We start from the raw sequence: 15,052 nt of genomic DNA on the forward strand, positions 1-15,052 counted from the left end.
AGGTGGTTATTCGTAACCTCCGAATCCTCCTGTGTCGTCGCCTCCGCTGTTCATCTCCTCCTGCTGAGGCTTTCTTTTCTTGGCACTCATATTGCCGAAATTCCATGTGAGTGAGACGTTGAAATTCGGGTCGCGCCAGTTTTTCTGATGACGCTCAAATGAGTCGCTGCTTGTGAAATTCTCCCATTTGCGGGTGTTGAATACATCGCGCCAGTTGATGGAAAGTGCAAGGGCCTTGTTGAGGAAGGACTTACGCAGTCCGAGGTCGAGACTCGCGTTGTGCTTGCGGTATCCCTGGGTTATCACGCGGCGTGAACGGTAATTGCCCGTTGCCTGGAAAGATATGTCGTAAGGCAGGATGACGCTGGCGAGCATACGTGCGTCCCATGAGAAGTTCTCATCTGAACGGCCTGTGACGGTCTGGTCACCGATGAGGTAGCTGAAACCGTCAAGCTTGTAATAATATGCGTTCACTGTGGTGGTGAGGTCGAGTATTCTGAAGAATTTGTCTTTCATGATAAGCTCCACTCCCGCGCTCTGGCTCTTGGCCACATTTTCGTTTGTAGAGTAAATGACGCCTCCTTCGTTGTATGTCACCCGCTGTATGACATCGGTTGTCGGACGGTAGTATGAACCTATGGAAAGAGTGTGGTCCGTCCATGATTTCAGGAAGTTGAGCGTGAATGAATTTGTGTATTCAGGGGTCAGCTCCGGATTACCGAACGACACCATCGAGGCGTCTCTTGTGTTTCGGAAGTTGTTGAGCTCACCTCCCCACGGGCGGCGCAGGCGGCGGGTGTAGTTGAGCTGGAGCTGTGCCGTCTCCGTAAGGCTGTAGTTGAGGAACAGGCTTGGGAACAGCTGGAAATAGTCTTTCTTGAAAGGCTTGTCGCGCAATGAGGCATCGTGCTCCTGTTCCCATGTGTAGCTCTCGGTATTCACATTCCAGTATTCTCCGCGCAAACCGGCCATAACGCCTATCGGACCGAGTTTTGTAGTCACTGTGGCATATAGGGCATGCACATCGTTGTCGTAGATGAAGCGGTTATAGTATTCACGGTCTTCTACCTGGTCGTGACCGTCCCAGTTACGGTTGTCGATCCATGCCTCCTGTGGTGTGTTCTCGTGTGAGAAGCGGCCGTTATATCCGGCCTCAATCCTGAAATTGTCGGTTATCTGGTTCTCATAGTCGAGCTTGGCCTCCCATGAACGGTTGTTGATGAACATCGGGCGGTACTGATATGTGTATGTGGTGGGGGCTCCTGTTTCTATCCACTCCGTGCTGTCGCGGTAGAAGTTGTCCTGATCGCTTTTCCACTTGCCGAATGTAAGGTTGAAATCTATTTTATGCTTTTCGCTGAAGGTGTGGACATATCCGAGCTCTCCGTGATACATGTTCATGTCTCCTCCTCCGGTGTTGTTGCGGTACATTATGTGTGTGTCGTTCTGTGCGCCTACCGTTCCATAACGGTATGGGGTGAAGGAGTATTCGTCGCGTTTCCCGAGCATCGTCATTCCGGAAAGGGATATGTCGTCTTTTTTTGTGAGATGCCATGTCAGGCCGGCACGCGCAAACAGATTGCGGCCGCTGTGTTCTGACTCGCTCTCGTAGTTCTGATACTGGTTTGTCTTCAGGTATGTCTGTTCGCTCGATGAACCTCCCTTGCTTTTACGCTGGCGCCATCCGAGATTGGCGTATGCATCGAGCGTGCCGCTGGAATAGTTGATGTTTCCTCCTGTGTTCCAGCCGCCCTGGTTCTGCACTCCGGCACGCAGTGAGCCGTAATATCCGGCCTTGCGGTCGCGCTTGAGCACGATATTTATGATGCCGGCACTTCCTTCCGGACTGAATTTTGCACTCGGGTTGTCGATGACTTCGATTTTCTCGATGCTCTCGGCCGGTATCTGCTGGAGTATTTCCCCGCGGTTGTCGGAGGTAAGACCGCTTGCCTTGCCGTTAATCCATACTTCCACGCTTGAGCTTCCGCGCAGGGATATCTCACCGTCTGTGGTCACTTCTACGGACGGGATGTTCTCAAGCAGGTCTGTGGCCGAGCCTCCGGCTGCGGCAAGGACCTGGTCTACAGAGAATGTCTTGCGGTCCACTTCGAGCTTCATCTGTGAGCGTTGGCCGGTAACCTGCACCTCTTTCAGCATCTGACGGTCTTCGGCAAGATAAAGCACAGGAAAATTCGACCGTGGGCTTGCCTTTGAAAGCGAGAACTTGCGGTTGATGCTTTTATATCCTACATAAGATATTGTTAACTGGTAGTCACCGTAAGCGATATTGCCGATGGCGAACTGTCCTTTTGCATCGGTGACCGACCCTTTCACCATTTTTCCGGTGGCGGCGTCTTTCACGCTTACGTTTACAAACTGCAATACTTCATTGGTCTGTTTATCCAAAACACGTCCCCTTACCGTTCCTTGCGCGAAAGAGATCATACTTGCCGCAAGAAACAGACAAATAAAAAATAATCTATTCATAACAGAACTATGACTTTAAATAATCCATTTGGTTTAATCTTCTTAAAAAATGCAGGCGGGAGTGATCGGTTTCCCGCCTGCCATCCTGAACAATCTATAAAAACATTCTTTTGCATCACACAATGATGCTCTCTAATCATTATCCTTGTTCAATCTCATTACTCTTTGTTACTTTAATATCATTCCACCCTTGGGCTGAAGAATAACCTTTGCGGTGCCGTTCTTTCCTATTTTAAGTTTCGACAGCATTCCGTCAGGTATGGCATACGCCTCCGGATCCGCGTTCTTTCCTGTTCTTGCCTTCTTGTCTGTATAGTAGTCTACGGATGTTCCTGCGGACATCGGCACGGAGATGTTAAGTTTCAATTCCTCGTTTGTGCCGTTCAGTCCGGCCACATACCAGTCGTCACCGTGTCTGCGGGCTATCACCACATACTTGCCCGGGTATCCGTCTATGAATCTTGTTTCGTCCCATTGTGTCGGAACCGTTTTCAGGAAATCTTTCTCAAACTGCGGGAGTTCGGTGAGATTGTTTGGCTGTATGGCTATGCATTGTATGGCAGACTGGTTGACTATCGATGCAGCCATTTCGAATATATCCGACGTGTAACGCTGGTGGCGGCTGTTGTTGTCCCGCGACATGCGTCGGTTCATTATAGTGCCTCCCCAGTCCATGGATGCCACTGCGTTGCGGCAGAAAGGATGCATGGTCAGTTCGAATCCTTCCTGACGGGCGTGATGGTCGGAGAAATAGACATTCTCGGAAGCGAGCACTGCCTCGCTGCTTACAAAATTCGGATACATCTTCTCCCATCCCCGCGGTAGGGTGCATCCGTGGAATATTACCTGCAGGCCGAAATCGTTGGCGTCGCTCAGTATGTCCTCATACAACTGCATGGTGTGCTGTTTGTCACCGGCGAAGAAGTCTACCTTGATGCCTTTTACACCGATGCTTTTCAGCCATGCCATCTCCCGCTTGCGGCTCACAGAGGTGTTCATGCAGTTCTTAGGAGTCTGAGGAGCGTCATTCTCCGCTCCGTTTGAGTTGTACCACAGCATCAGAGAGACGCCTTTTCCCTTTGCATAACGGCTCAGCTCGGTAATGCGGTCGCGGCCTATCTGGGCATCCCAGAAATTGTCTACAAGCACATATTCATAGCCCATTTCGCCTGCAAGGTCTATAAATGCCTTCTGGTCGTTATAGTTGATGGACTTGTCCTGCCATATCAGCCAGCTCCATGTGTATCGTCCGGCCCCGTATTGTTCTGAAGCCTTGTACTTTTCTTCCACAACATCGTATGGGATGGTTGTCTCCACGATTGGCTTTAATGTGTTTCCTACGGTGACGGTACGCCACGGTGTGGCTCCGGGAAGTGGCATCGCCGCTGTTGACGTTCCCCAGCCGTTGGCTTCTCCCTGCATGGGGAATGTCACCTGGTAGCCGTTCTCCACATTGTAGTCTGACAGATGGCTGCCAACATAGCCTCCGTCGTTTCCTGTCTCGCTGACGAGCACCCAACCATCGTTGCCCACATGGAAAAGGCACGGAAAGGTGTATCCCTCGCCATATCTTGATTTTTCCGTCATAGCCGCATCCGGCTTATACTCTTCCTCGTAGCTCGGTTTTGTGCGTTTCCAACCCACCATGGCATCTGATTGCGGGCAGATGAAAGTGGTTGTGTTCTGCGGCAGACGGAAAGATGTCATTTCCTCGTTGACAACCATTGTGGCTGTCTCGCCCTGTTGCGGAAATGAATAGCGGAATGCCACATCGTTGTCGGAAACATTGAAGGTGACTGTCATCTTCTGCCTGTCTGAATTCTCATAGTTTATGTTTATCTGGTTGGCAACGTAATGCACGTAAGAGGTCTTCGTGGTGCGCATGCTGTAGGTTTTGTCGATACGCTTTTCATTAAAGTCTTTCATGGAAAGACCGTTGCTGAAGTCACCGATATTGGTCTTAAGGCCTAATGCCGAGCGTTCCATCATTTGTTTCCCATCGTAGACTATGGAATAAAAGGCGCGTCCGTCATTGTCTTCAACAGTCACGGCAAGTTTTCCGTCGGGTGATTTCACTGTCTGCACACCGGCAAGGACACCGGAAAATGTGAGAGACATGAAGCAGCTAAAAAGAATCTTCTTCATTTCGATACGTCTTATTGTTGTTATTTGAGGTTATATTGGTGTATGATTGTTATCTTTCCTCCATTAGGGTTGAAATCAAACATTAAATCCCTTTCTTTCCTATATATGTTCAGTTTGACACCGTCCTGGCTCGCGACAATGTTTCCGGGCGTGTCTTCATTGCTGTTGCCGCATACAGTCATGGTCAAAGGAACATTAAAGATTTTCGGGTCAAGACCCGTTTGCATTGCTATTTCTGTAATGTTCCCTTTTGTTCTGACTTTTAGTTTTATATTGTCACGTTCCTGTATATATGCGGAAACATCGTGTAATGGCGCAATCCAAAGGCTGTCGCGTCTGCTGCATGCATAGTCTATATGGTTCCATAATATACTGGGGTCTGTAAACGCGTCATAGCCTGTTGTGATGCCGTGGGTCATGCCAATGCCCCATTCTCCGTGCGATATTATGCCATCAATCCATTTCTTCAGCCATTCTGTATCACGTTTTGAGCCGATGCTGATTTGAAAAGTGCGTGTTCCTGTCCGGTCTTGGGAACAGAATTCCACGGCTGTGTCTGTTTTTCTGTTTCCAGGATAGAAATATGTGCGTGGAAACACCCCTACATTATTATATATAGCAGTATCGTTATGTTGTACCTCATAGCGTAGCTCATCAGCGGTGAGGTTGGTAACGTTGCGGTGTGCCCATCCGTGGTTTGTGATTTCCTGTCCGTCATCTGCCATTTCACGCAGCTGTTCCCAGTTCATGCAAGGAGTGCCTTTCATGTCATGTCCGACTTTGCTTCCTATGATACAGAAAGAACCTTTTATGTTCCGCTTTTTAAATTCAGGAAAAACTTTTGTGTAATGCTCGAGAAGACCGTCGTCAAAGGTATAGCTTACGGCAGCCTTGCAGTTGCCATGATATTTTGCAACAGATACGTTTGTCTGCGCATTCAGGCCGCACAGGCAAAATACATACGTGATAGCGGCTGTAAGGCTTTTATATTTCATCGGAATTGTCGTTTGTTAAACAAATCTCTGATATTTTGGTCGTTTTGCAAAATACGGTGCAAATTTACATGAAAATCCTGAGATTCCCATACCAGCGGGATAAAGAAATGATTTTTATTTATAGGAAAGTTAACGAAATATACGAAAGGGTGCCGGTTTCTTGATTTCATTTCTTCTCAGCTTGTTGACTTTTTAATGACAAGCCTTTGTAAAATGTCATAATCATCAACAACGGCTGTATCCATGCACGAGGCGGAAACAGCCGTTGTTGATGATTATAGAGTTGTTCAATGTCTGCAACATTGTTGCTTGTTGCAATGGGTATTGTTGCAATGGGTGTCGGATATTACCTGAACTTTTTGTAATTTACCATTGAGCATGAACGTCAAATAGCAATTATTAAATGTCTTGAATTTCTTGAATCCGGCGGAGATTGTAAGGGTCCTGCCGGTATGTGTGGTTTTCAGTTCCTTGCACTTGTAGGCCGTACCATTGTTATGGAAAACCACATCCTCAAGAATATGTTTGGAGTTTACAGAGTTTACTTCTACAATGACTGTTGTCTTGTTTTTGAAGTTGTTCAATGATTTGAACTTTGAAGAAGCCCATGTGGAACACGTTATCAATCCCAAAAGAGTCATAAAGATTAATTTCTTCATACGCAATAATTTATCCCTTGGCTCTGAGGGATGATAAACGGTGAAAGAAAACGTGAGCCGATTATACCAATCTTTGTCCGATTGTTTCTTTTTATATTTTCTGCAACTACAAGATCATGTATAACGTTTCTTGTCTTTATATATTGTGAACCGACCGTTGTCGATTCATTTGCAAATATACGACATTTTTCTAAAAGTCTGTTGCTTTATGATTAAATTTGTTGACGTTTTTCTTGAATAAAGTAAAAGAATGTAATAAATTGATGGCAAAAATTGAAACTTTTGCAATCAGATGTTTGGGGTATGCTGTGTTTTTTATGCAAATATGATAATGTTTTAGGGATACAGGAACATAAGTGATTTACAATTTAAAAGGAAAAGAAAATATCAGGATTGTCGCTGGAATTTAAGTATGATTTGTTGGTTTTCAATGAATTTTCTTATCTTTGCAGTTGGATTGAGTTCGCTCTTTCCAAGACATATTAGAAAAGAAAGAAGCGTTATGCTTATCTTGTAATTTTGAGAACGTAGGAAATTTTCAAAAGAATGTACAAGGGTGGCATAGTGGTTCTCACGCTATAGCGTGGGCTGCTATTACTACATCTGTACATTCGGGTTTCCTACGACCTTCAAAATTAAGACGTAGCATAGTCAGTTCCACGCTTTGTAATATAATTAATTCATTGTGGTAGCTGGAGGAGAAATTTAGATAAAAAACTATGAGAAGAATTGTGTTACTATTCCTACTCCTTCCTTCCTTTATGTTCGTAGGGTGCAAAAATGATGCACAAAAATCAGTTACAAAAGAAGATGTACAATTTGTACAGGCGTATTGCAGTACGGTTCAAATTGTTTTCAACACAAAATATTTGGACTTTCCTTAAACTTGACACACAAACAGGACAAATATGGCAAGTACAGTATAGTGTGGATGAGGATAAAGGACGTTTGGAATATGATTTAAATCTTAATACGCTTATAAACGGTCAAAAAAGAATAAATGGACGTTTTGAGCTTTATCCGACACAAAACATTTATAATTTTGACCAAGTAGATGGAAAAATGTGGCAAGTTTAATGGTCATTTGATGAAGAAAGACGTGCTGTTTTGCCGATAAATAAGTAATCTCAATATATTAAAATCATTCTAATACAAATTGAATTATGAAAAGTTATTATTTTTGCTGTGTCTTGCATTTGTGGGTATTTGCGCAAGAAACCTCGGAGCATTTGAGATTTAAAGGCGTTCCAATTGACGGGACATTGAGTGAATATGTTGCGAAGATGAAACAAGCTGGTTTTCCCCATGTTGATACAGAAGATGGGATTGCATTACTTCGAGGGGATTTTGCAGGTTTTAAAGGGTGTACAGTGTTGGTTTCTACTCTAAAGTCAACTAATAAGGTTAATACTATTGGAGTAATATTTCCAGAAATGGATAAATTGGCTTCGCTTGAAAACAATTATACCTGTTTGAAAACGATGCAGACAGAAAAGTATGGTGAACCGTTTGAATGTGTAGAGAAGTTCCAAGGTTATGTCTCTCTAAAAACAGACAGTGATAAATTGCATGCATTAAGGATGGATAGATGTAAATGGTATACGGTTTATAGTACTTCACAAGGTAATATCGAATTGTCAATAGGCAATTAAAGTGTAATGAGTTGTTTCGTAATACTCCGTTATTTTGATAAGATAAATACTGATGCAGTAAGATCGCAAGCATGGATGATTTGTAATAAATATTTCTTCCTGTTCATTTTGGGATTATAGTTTCGCTAATACAGCTGTTATTGGTATAGCGATATTCCATTAGTGATATTCTATAGACAATTACAAAGCAGCCAGCTAATTCATACTGTATTACGAATTAGCTGGCTGCTTTGTGTATTTAGATATTCCTCATAAATTAAGGTTTGTCAGCCAAAACGAGGGATTCTGGTACTAAGATATGGTAAAGATATGCAATATTTCTGAAATCAAGCCTACTTTAGGCTTTACAAAGTTCGATATTATATAAAAGTATCGTAAGAGTTTTAGTGAAATTCCTTTAAGAGTTTATTTTTTCCAGCGTTTGAGATTGGGATAGTATTGTCGCATCATTTCTTTAGCCTGTTCCACGGTCATGTTTTGTCCCGATGATTTGTTTATCTCATCGGTAAATTGGGCACAGTGATCAATCATCTGTTCCATAGTCATGTCCTGCGTGAACATGCCGTTCTTGTAGCAATAGATGCAGTAATCCTCATTGCTGCTGTTGTCAGCGTTTGTTCCCTTGATGTCGTCAGTCAGTGGCATACCACAGCTCTGACAGAATTTTTGTTCCATATCGTTTTTCTTTTATGAATAATAATCTCTATGCTCACTGATGACAAAGTTACTACAATTTTCTGTATTGCAGATGATTCTTGCAAGATTTTTGATGTTCCAATGGCAAAATATACCATTAAAATGGGCTCAAAATACCTATATCATCGTGCCTCGATTATATTAGAGTCGGAAATAATGGTAATATTCATCCTGTTATATTTATCGTGTGAGCCATTTTACGAAAATTGTATGGGAAATGGAGGTAAAATAAAATCGGCTAAGTATTTCTTTGATCACTTAGCCGATTTTATTCGTACCCAGACCCGGGGTCGAACCGGGACGGATTGCTCCACTGGTGTTTGAGACCAGCGCGTCTACCGATTCCGCCATCTGGGCTTTTGCGGTTGCAAAGATAGTTAGTTTTTTTTGAATAAACAAATAATTTGATAAAAAACTTAAATTCTTTGTGCAGTTCGAGGAATATTCGTAAATTCGAAGCGGAATTTAAATCTGTTGTTTATATGAAAACTATGAGTAATAATTATTGTGTTATTCTTGCAGGCGGAAAAGGTCGTCGTTTATGGCCTTACAGCAGAGACAGGCGTCCGAAGCAATTTATTGATTTCTTCGGATGCGGGCGTACGCAGTTGCAGCTGACATTCGACCGTATTGCAAAACTGTTGCCAAAAGATAATATAATTGTATGTACCAATGCCGAATATGCGGATATGACACATGAACAACTTCCCGAAGTTTATGAAAGTAATTTTATTATAGAGGAAGTTGGTAGAAACACTGCACCGAGCGTGACACTTGCGACTTTTATGATACAAAAGCGTAACAGTGATGCAAATATAATAGTTACACCTTCCGACCAGTTCGTGTTGAATGAGGACGCCTATGCCGAGAATGTGCGTAAGGCTTTTGATTTCGTTTCAAAGAACGAGAAACTACTGGTTATGGCCGTTAAGCCAACGCGTCCGGAACCAGGATACGGCTATATCCAGATTGGTGACAATATGGATACTTCAGGAGTGTTTTCTGTAAAGTCGTTTACGGAAAAGCCGGAGCGTGAGTTTGCCCAGATGTTTATGGACAGCGGTGAGTTTTATTGGAACACAGGATTGTTCTTAGGTTCGGCAAAATGTTTTAGCAACAGTTTTCCAAAAATGTTTCCGGAAATGCACAATAGATATGAAGAAGAAAGGAAAGAAGGTACTCCGTCAGAGAAAGAAACCTTTGCAAGGAATAACTATTCGTCATTTCCCAATTTGTCAGTAGATTATGGCGTGCTTGAAAGATGTTGTGATATATGTGTCATGACATGTGATTTCGGATGGGCCGATCTTGGTACATGGCATTCCATATATGAGTGTATGAGTAAGGGTACGGATGATAATGTTGTCGTTGATTCTAAGGTCATACTTGACGACAGTCATAACAATGTGATAAAGGTGTCAAAAGGAAAGCTTGCTGTCATTAACGGACTTGACGGGTATATCGTTGTTGAGCAGGACAATGTGCTGTTTATATGTAAAAGAGGAGATACGTCATCTTTGATTCGGAAATATGTCAATGAAATAGGCATAAAGTTCGGTGATGAGTTTATATAGAAAAATAATATAATTAATAAACGGGATGTATAAAGTTCTTATACATCCCGTTTATTGTATTTTCATATAGCTCCTTTCGCAGCAATGCTGTCTTTGCCGCTTCGATGATTAATGGAGATTCTATTTTGAGAACTCTGCGTATATTCTGTCTGATATTTCCTTAAACTCCTCATCGGTCAATTTGAGTTTCGGATTTGAGAAAATCATGTCTTTCTCGTTTTGCATGGGAATGAGGTGTATGTGTGCATGCGGTACTTCGAGTCCTAATACGGCCATGCCGACTTTTATACATGGGTAGGCTTTTTTTATCGCTTGTGCAACTTTCTTTGCAAATACCGTCATTTCTGCCAGTTCCTCATCGGTAAGGTCGAAGATATAGTCTTCTTCGCGTCTTGGTATTACCAATGTATGTCCTTTTACCAATGGGTTGATATCAAGAAAGGCATAAAACTTGTCGTTCTCCGCACATTTGTAGCTTGGTATTTCCCCGTTTGCTATCTTTGTGAAAATTCCGGCCATAGTGTAATGATGTTTTTTATGCTACAGTAATAGGTTGTTGTTATTTGAAAATTATCCGATAGAGTATTAACTATTATGTGATGGAAATGTTTTCTATTCTCAGCCTGATGGTTCCGTTTGGAATCGTTATTTCGGCTTCGTCTCCTATTTTCTTGCCAAGCAAACCTTGCGCGATAGGGGTCTTTATTGAAATCTTTCCTTCGCGAAGATTGGCTTCATTCTCACTTACAATGGTATATGTCATCCTTGCCTTATTAGCAAGGTTTGTCATTTCCACTTTCGTAAGAATCTGAACCGTATCTGTGCTGAGGCGTGATGTGTCTATAATCTTTGCCTCGGCTATTGCCATTTTGAGCTGATTGATTTTATTTTCGAGATGTGCCTGTGCTTCTTTGGCCGCATCGTATTCAGAATTTTCACTCAGATCGCCCTTGTCGCGGGCTTCAGCTATAGCGGCAGATGCCTTAGGACGCTCAACGCTTTCAAGGCGTTTTAACTCGGCTATCATATTATCGTAGCCTTCTTTTGACATATAAGCCATAATGTTGTTTGTTTTTATTAGTTAAACGATTAAATTCTATTATTATTTGCCAAAGACAAAAAGAATAGGATTCCGACATTTCTTTCATGTCGGAATCCTTATCCTGTTGTTATTATGTCTTTGTTATCTGTTTGCAAAGTTAGGCATAATAATCAATATTGCCAAATTAAAGATGTTAAAATATCTTTTGTATGAGTGTCGTGCTTTTTTGTTATAGACCATAGCCTTTCATTTCTTTCTTGTTCCCATGCGTGCTTCAACCACGTTTACGACATAGTCGCCAAGTCTTTCGCATTCGCTTATTATATCCATATACATTGTGCCGATGCCATAAGTATACTCGTGGTTGTTTACGTCGTTTATATTCTGGCTTCTCAGCTGGTTTCGGAAGTTGTTTATTTCGTTTTCAATATTGAATGACCTGTTTATGTCAAAGTTGTCTTTTCTTCCGAGAAGAAGTACATTCATTTGGGTGAGGCTGTCTTCGGTGAGTTCGAACATCTGGTGGAGGTGCTCGTATTGTTTGTCGGTGAAGTCTTCTTTCCCTTTCTTTTTCCTATTTATTGAGCGTGCGATATTATAGCAGCTGTCTCCTATGCTTTCCAATTCAGAAATTTCCCGCAACATGGCCCGTATCTTGGCTTTTGTATCATCACTGAGGTGGGCATCGCTTACTCCGTCGAGATATTTTGCAATTTCTATTTCCATGTTGTCGGAAATGCTTTCATATTTTTCAATGCGTGTAAACAGCTTGTTGAATTCCGCATCGTTGCTTATTCCGAGCAGTTGTCTTACGAATCCGAACATACGCTGTATGCGTTCTGCAAAAGACTGTATTTCTTTTTGAGCTTCAAGAACAGAGAGCTCAGGTGTTTTCATAATTGACTGGCCTCCGATATAGTGCAGGCGGAAGTCTTCTTCCTCGTCTTTTGCCTTAGGCTTGATGATTTTGCAGCAGAAGTTCTTTATCTGAGGTATAAACCATATTAATATAAATGTGTTGCACACATTGAATGATGTATGGAAAGCAGCAAGAACTACCGACAGTTTTGCTGCGTCGAGCGTAGACGGTTCCTGCGGATTGTATCCTACGAGGTTGCATGCCATGTTTACAAACGGATAGAAGCAGCATAGAACCCAGATGACACCGAATACATTGAATACCAGGTGGGCGAATGCGGCACGGCGTGCCTGCACGTTTGCTGTCATGGCGGCAAGGTTTGAGGTGATTGTCGTTCCGATATTCTCACCGAGGACGAGGGCTATACCCATGTATATAGGGAGTACTCCGCTTGAGCATAACACCATTGTTATGGCCATGAGGGCCGCAGACGACTGCATGCAGAACGTTAGTACCGTACCTATTATCAGAAATGCGATTATTGTGAAGTAACTTGTTACATCGAAAGAGCTGAAGAATTCAACTACAGACTGGTTGTGTGCCAGATCCATTTCCTTTCCGGTATTGCTGAGTGTCGCCAGAGCAAAAAACATGAAAGCAACTCCAAAAAGAAAGTCTCCCACATAGCGATAACGTCGTCTGTAAATCAGAATGATTGCTATGAAGAAGACTGGAAAAACTATATTTGTGAAATTAAAAGAGAAGCCTAGGCTCATTATCCATGCCGTGAATGTCGTTCCGATGTTGGCTCCCATTATGACCGATATTGCTTGTGACAGAGTCAGTAGTCCTGCGTTGACAAATGATACGGTCATTACTGTCGTGGCTGTTGACGACTGTACGGAAGTTGTTACGAACATACCTGTAAGCAGGCCGGTGAAGCGGTTCTTGGTCATTGTGCCGAGCACATGGCGGAGCTGAGAGCCAGCCATCTTTTGTAAGGCCTCGCTCATTACTTTCATTCCATAAATCAGCAATGCAAGTGAGCCTATAATTTTAAAAATAATCCAAATAGACATATTTTATTATAAAAATTGGTGTAAAGACCGTTGTAATCTCATTTTTTAGGATTATCTTTACTGACATTAAACTTTAAAACCCAAAGCTTATGGAGCAAATGTTACAAATCCGTTGCAAAAATAATAAAAAAACAATAAATATTTGCATAGGAAGTACACTTTCTGACGTCTATGATAAAATTAATCTTAATATGAAGTTCGGGCCTGTGGCCGCAAAAGTCAACAATAAAGTTGAAGGATTATGTTATAGGCTGTATCATAATAAGGATGTTGAATTCATAGATTTGCATTATTCCTCAGGCTCGCGTATTTATTCACGTAGTCTTTTCTTTGTGCTTTGCAAGGCTGTGAGTGATATTTATCCGGAAGCAAAGGTTGTTATCGACATTCCTGTGAGTAACGGTTATTATTGTGATTTGCAGTTTGGCAGAGCTGTTACTATGGACGATGCCGACCGTATACGTCGCAGAATGCAGGAAATAATAGATGCTGATATTCCCATACAAAGGCATGAGGTTACTACGGAAGAGGCAATCAGGGTATTTGGAGAAAGGGGAGAAGAGTCAAAGGTAAAACTTCTCCATAGCATAGGTGCGCTATATACCGTTTATTATGATATAGACGGCTATTGTGATTACTATTACGGAACTTTGCTTCCACGTACATCGGGACTTCATCTTTTCGGACTTGAAAAGTATTATGACGGCCTGCTTTTAAGGATTCCGTCTCAGGATAATCCTTCTGTTCTCGGAGACCTTGTCCGTCAGGATAAGATGTTTGAGATATTTAAGGAGCACCATCTTTGGCAGGAGCTGCTTGGCTTAAGAACCATAGGTGATTTGAATGAAGCTGTGGCAAAGGGACATACAACCGAACTGATAAATTTGTCGGAGGCACTTCAGGAAAAGAAAATATCAAGGATTGCCGATGATATTGCCTCACGAAAGGGTGTGAAGATGGTGCTTATTGCTGGTCCGTCGTCAAGTGGAAAGACCACAGCCTGCAAACGTCTGTCAATACAGTTGCTTACAAACGGTATCAGGCCGATACCCATATCGTTGGACGATTATTTCGTTGATCGTGATAAAACACCACGTGATGAGACGGGAGACTACGATTTTGAAAGCCTTTATTCGCTTGACATACCATTGCTTAACAGGCAGATGAATGCGTTGTTCGCCGGTGAGGAGGTTGAGTTGCCGAAATATAATTTTCAGACAGGCAAGAGTGAGAGGAGTGGAAGAAAACTGCGTCTTAAGGGCAACGAGGTGCTTGTGGTGGAAGGCATTCATGCTCTTAATCCTGAACTTACAGCGCAGATTCCCGAGGAACATAAGTTTAAGGTTTATGCCTCTGCCCTTACCACAATATTGCTTGACACTCATAATTATGTGCCTACAACGGATAACCGTCTTTTGAGGCGTATCATACGTGATTATAAATATCGCGGTGTTAGTGCCCGGGAGACAATCCGCCGCTGGCCTTCAGTAAGGGCGGGAGAGAATAAATGGATATTCCCGTATCAGGAAAATGCGGATGTTATGTTTAATACAGCCATGCTGTTTGAACTTGCTGTCATAAAGACACAGGCAGAGCCTTTGCTTGAACTTGTCCCGGAAAACGCTCCGGAGTATAGTGAGGCATATCGTCTTTTGAAATTCCTTAGGTATATAAAGCCTATACCATACCGTTCTGTTCCTCCGACATCCCTGTTGCGTGAATTCCTTGGCGGCAGTTCGTTTAAATATTAGCCGGTTCAGTCAGACGGGAATGGCAACACAGAGTTGGCGACTGACATTAAACAGGAGGATGTTTTCTCTTTTTATTGAAGGCATCCTCCTGTCTGTGTTTTTGTCGGCATAGA

Annotated in this window: 12 protein-coding genes and 1 tRNA gene; 4 read left to right on the forward strand and 9 right to left on the reverse strand. The window is 42.7% G+C overall.

Annotated features, from left to right (window positions below):
• Positions 1 to 6 precede the first annotated feature (6 nt).
• The 4 genes from HPS56_RS01800 to HPS56_RS01815 form a co-directional block, all read right to left on the reverse strand.
• On the reverse strand, positions 7 to 2,487 hold the full coding sequence (locus HPS56_RS01800) for a TonB-dependent receptor (protein ID WP_172272879.1): 2,481 nt from the start codon (positions 2,485 to 2,487) through the stop codon (positions 7 to 9).
• Between the two features lie 168 nt (positions 2,488 to 2,655).
• Entirely contained in the window at positions 2,656 to 4,632 is a 1,977-nt protein-coding gene (locus HPS56_RS01805) for a glycoside hydrolase family 97 protein (protein WP_172272882.1), read from the reverse strand.
• A 20-nt stretch (positions 4,633 to 4,652) separates the two neighbouring features.
• Entirely contained in the window at positions 4,653 to 5,627 is a 975-nt protein-coding gene (locus tag HPS56_RS01810) for a polysaccharide deacetylase family protein (RefSeq protein ID WP_172272885.1), read from the reverse strand.
• Between the two features lie 287 nt (positions 5,628 to 5,914).
• Positions 5,915 to 6,286 carry a DUF8177 domain-containing protein gene (locus HPS56_RS01815; RefSeq protein ID WP_172272888.1) on the reverse strand — a complete coding sequence of 124 codons (372 nt, stop codon included), beginning with the start codon at positions 6,284 to 6,286 and terminating at the stop codon, positions 5,915 to 5,917.
• Between the two features lie 810 nt (positions 6,287 to 7,096).
• Between HPS56_RS01815 and HPS56_RS01820 the strand changes: the two genes are divergently transcribed.
• Positions 7,097 to 7,363, forward strand: a complete 267-nt coding sequence (locus tag HPS56_RS01820) for a hypothetical protein (protein WP_172272891.1) — start codon at positions 7,097 to 7,099, stop codon at positions 7,361 to 7,363.
• A gap of 86 nt (positions 7,364 to 7,449) precedes the next feature.
• Complete coding sequence (locus HPS56_RS01825; RefSeq protein ID WP_253952362.1) at positions 7,450 to 7,938, forward strand: hypothetical protein; 489 nt, start codon at positions 7,450 to 7,452, stop codon at positions 7,936 to 7,938.
• 405 nt (positions 7,939 to 8,343) lie between these two features.
• Here the strand turns inward: HPS56_RS01825 and HPS56_RS01830 are convergent, their stop codons facing one another.
• Positions 8,344 to 8,613, reverse strand: a complete 270-nt coding sequence (locus HPS56_RS01830; protein WP_172272894.1) for a zinc ribbon domain-containing protein — start codon at positions 8,611 to 8,613, stop codon at positions 8,344 to 8,346.
• A gap of 296 nt (positions 8,614 to 8,909) precedes the next feature.
• A tRNA-Leu gene (locus HPS56_RS01835) sits at positions 8,910 to 8,991 on the reverse strand.
• A gap of 125 nt (positions 8,992 to 9,116) precedes the next feature.
• Here HPS56_RS01835 and HPS56_RS01840 point away from each other — a divergent pair.
• Positions 9,117 to 10,208: a mannose-1-phosphate guanylyltransferase gene (locus HPS56_RS01840; protein WP_172272897.1), complete on the forward strand. Its 1,092-nt coding sequence runs from the start codon at positions 9,117 to 9,119 to the stop codon at positions 10,206 to 10,208.
• A 120-nt stretch (positions 10,209 to 10,328) separates the two neighbouring features.
• On the opposite strand, the gene HPS56_RS01845 is transcribed toward HPS56_RS01840, so the two are convergent.
• The 3 genes from HPS56_RS01845 to HPS56_RS01855 all read right to left on the reverse strand — a co-directional run bounded on the left by HPS56_RS01845 (position 10,329) and on the right by HPS56_RS01855 (position 13,188).
• Complete coding sequence (locus tag HPS56_RS01845; protein ID WP_172272900.1) at positions 10,329 to 10,727, reverse strand: HIT family protein; 399 nt, start codon at positions 10,725 to 10,727, stop codon at positions 10,329 to 10,331.
• Between the two features lie 73 nt (positions 10,728 to 10,800).
• Positions 10,801 to 11,268, reverse strand: coding sequence for a transcription elongation factor GreA (greA, locus tag HPS56_RS01850; protein ID WP_172272903.1), 468 nt, complete (start codon positions 11,266 to 11,268; stop codon positions 10,801 to 10,803).
• A 228-nt stretch (positions 11,269 to 11,496) separates the two neighbouring features.
• Positions 11,497 to 13,188, reverse strand: coding sequence for a Na/Pi cotransporter family protein (locus HPS56_RS01855; protein ID WP_172272906.1), 1,692 nt, complete (start codon positions 13,186 to 13,188; stop codon positions 11,497 to 11,499).
• A gap of 89 nt (positions 13,189 to 13,277) precedes the next feature.
• Here HPS56_RS01855 and HPS56_RS01860 point away from each other — a divergent pair, with 89 nt between their 5' ends.
• Entirely contained in the window at positions 13,278 to 14,939 is a 1,662-nt protein-coding gene (locus HPS56_RS01860) for a nucleoside kinase (RefSeq protein WP_172272909.1), read from the forward strand.
• Positions 14,940 to 15,052 lie beyond the last annotated feature (113 nt).

Origin of the sequence: Xylanibacter muris, from assembly GCF_013166605.1 — a bacterium.
GTDB classification, from domain to species: domain Bacteria; phylum Bacteroidota; class Bacteroidia; order Bacteroidales; family Bacteroidaceae; genus Prevotella; species Prevotella muris.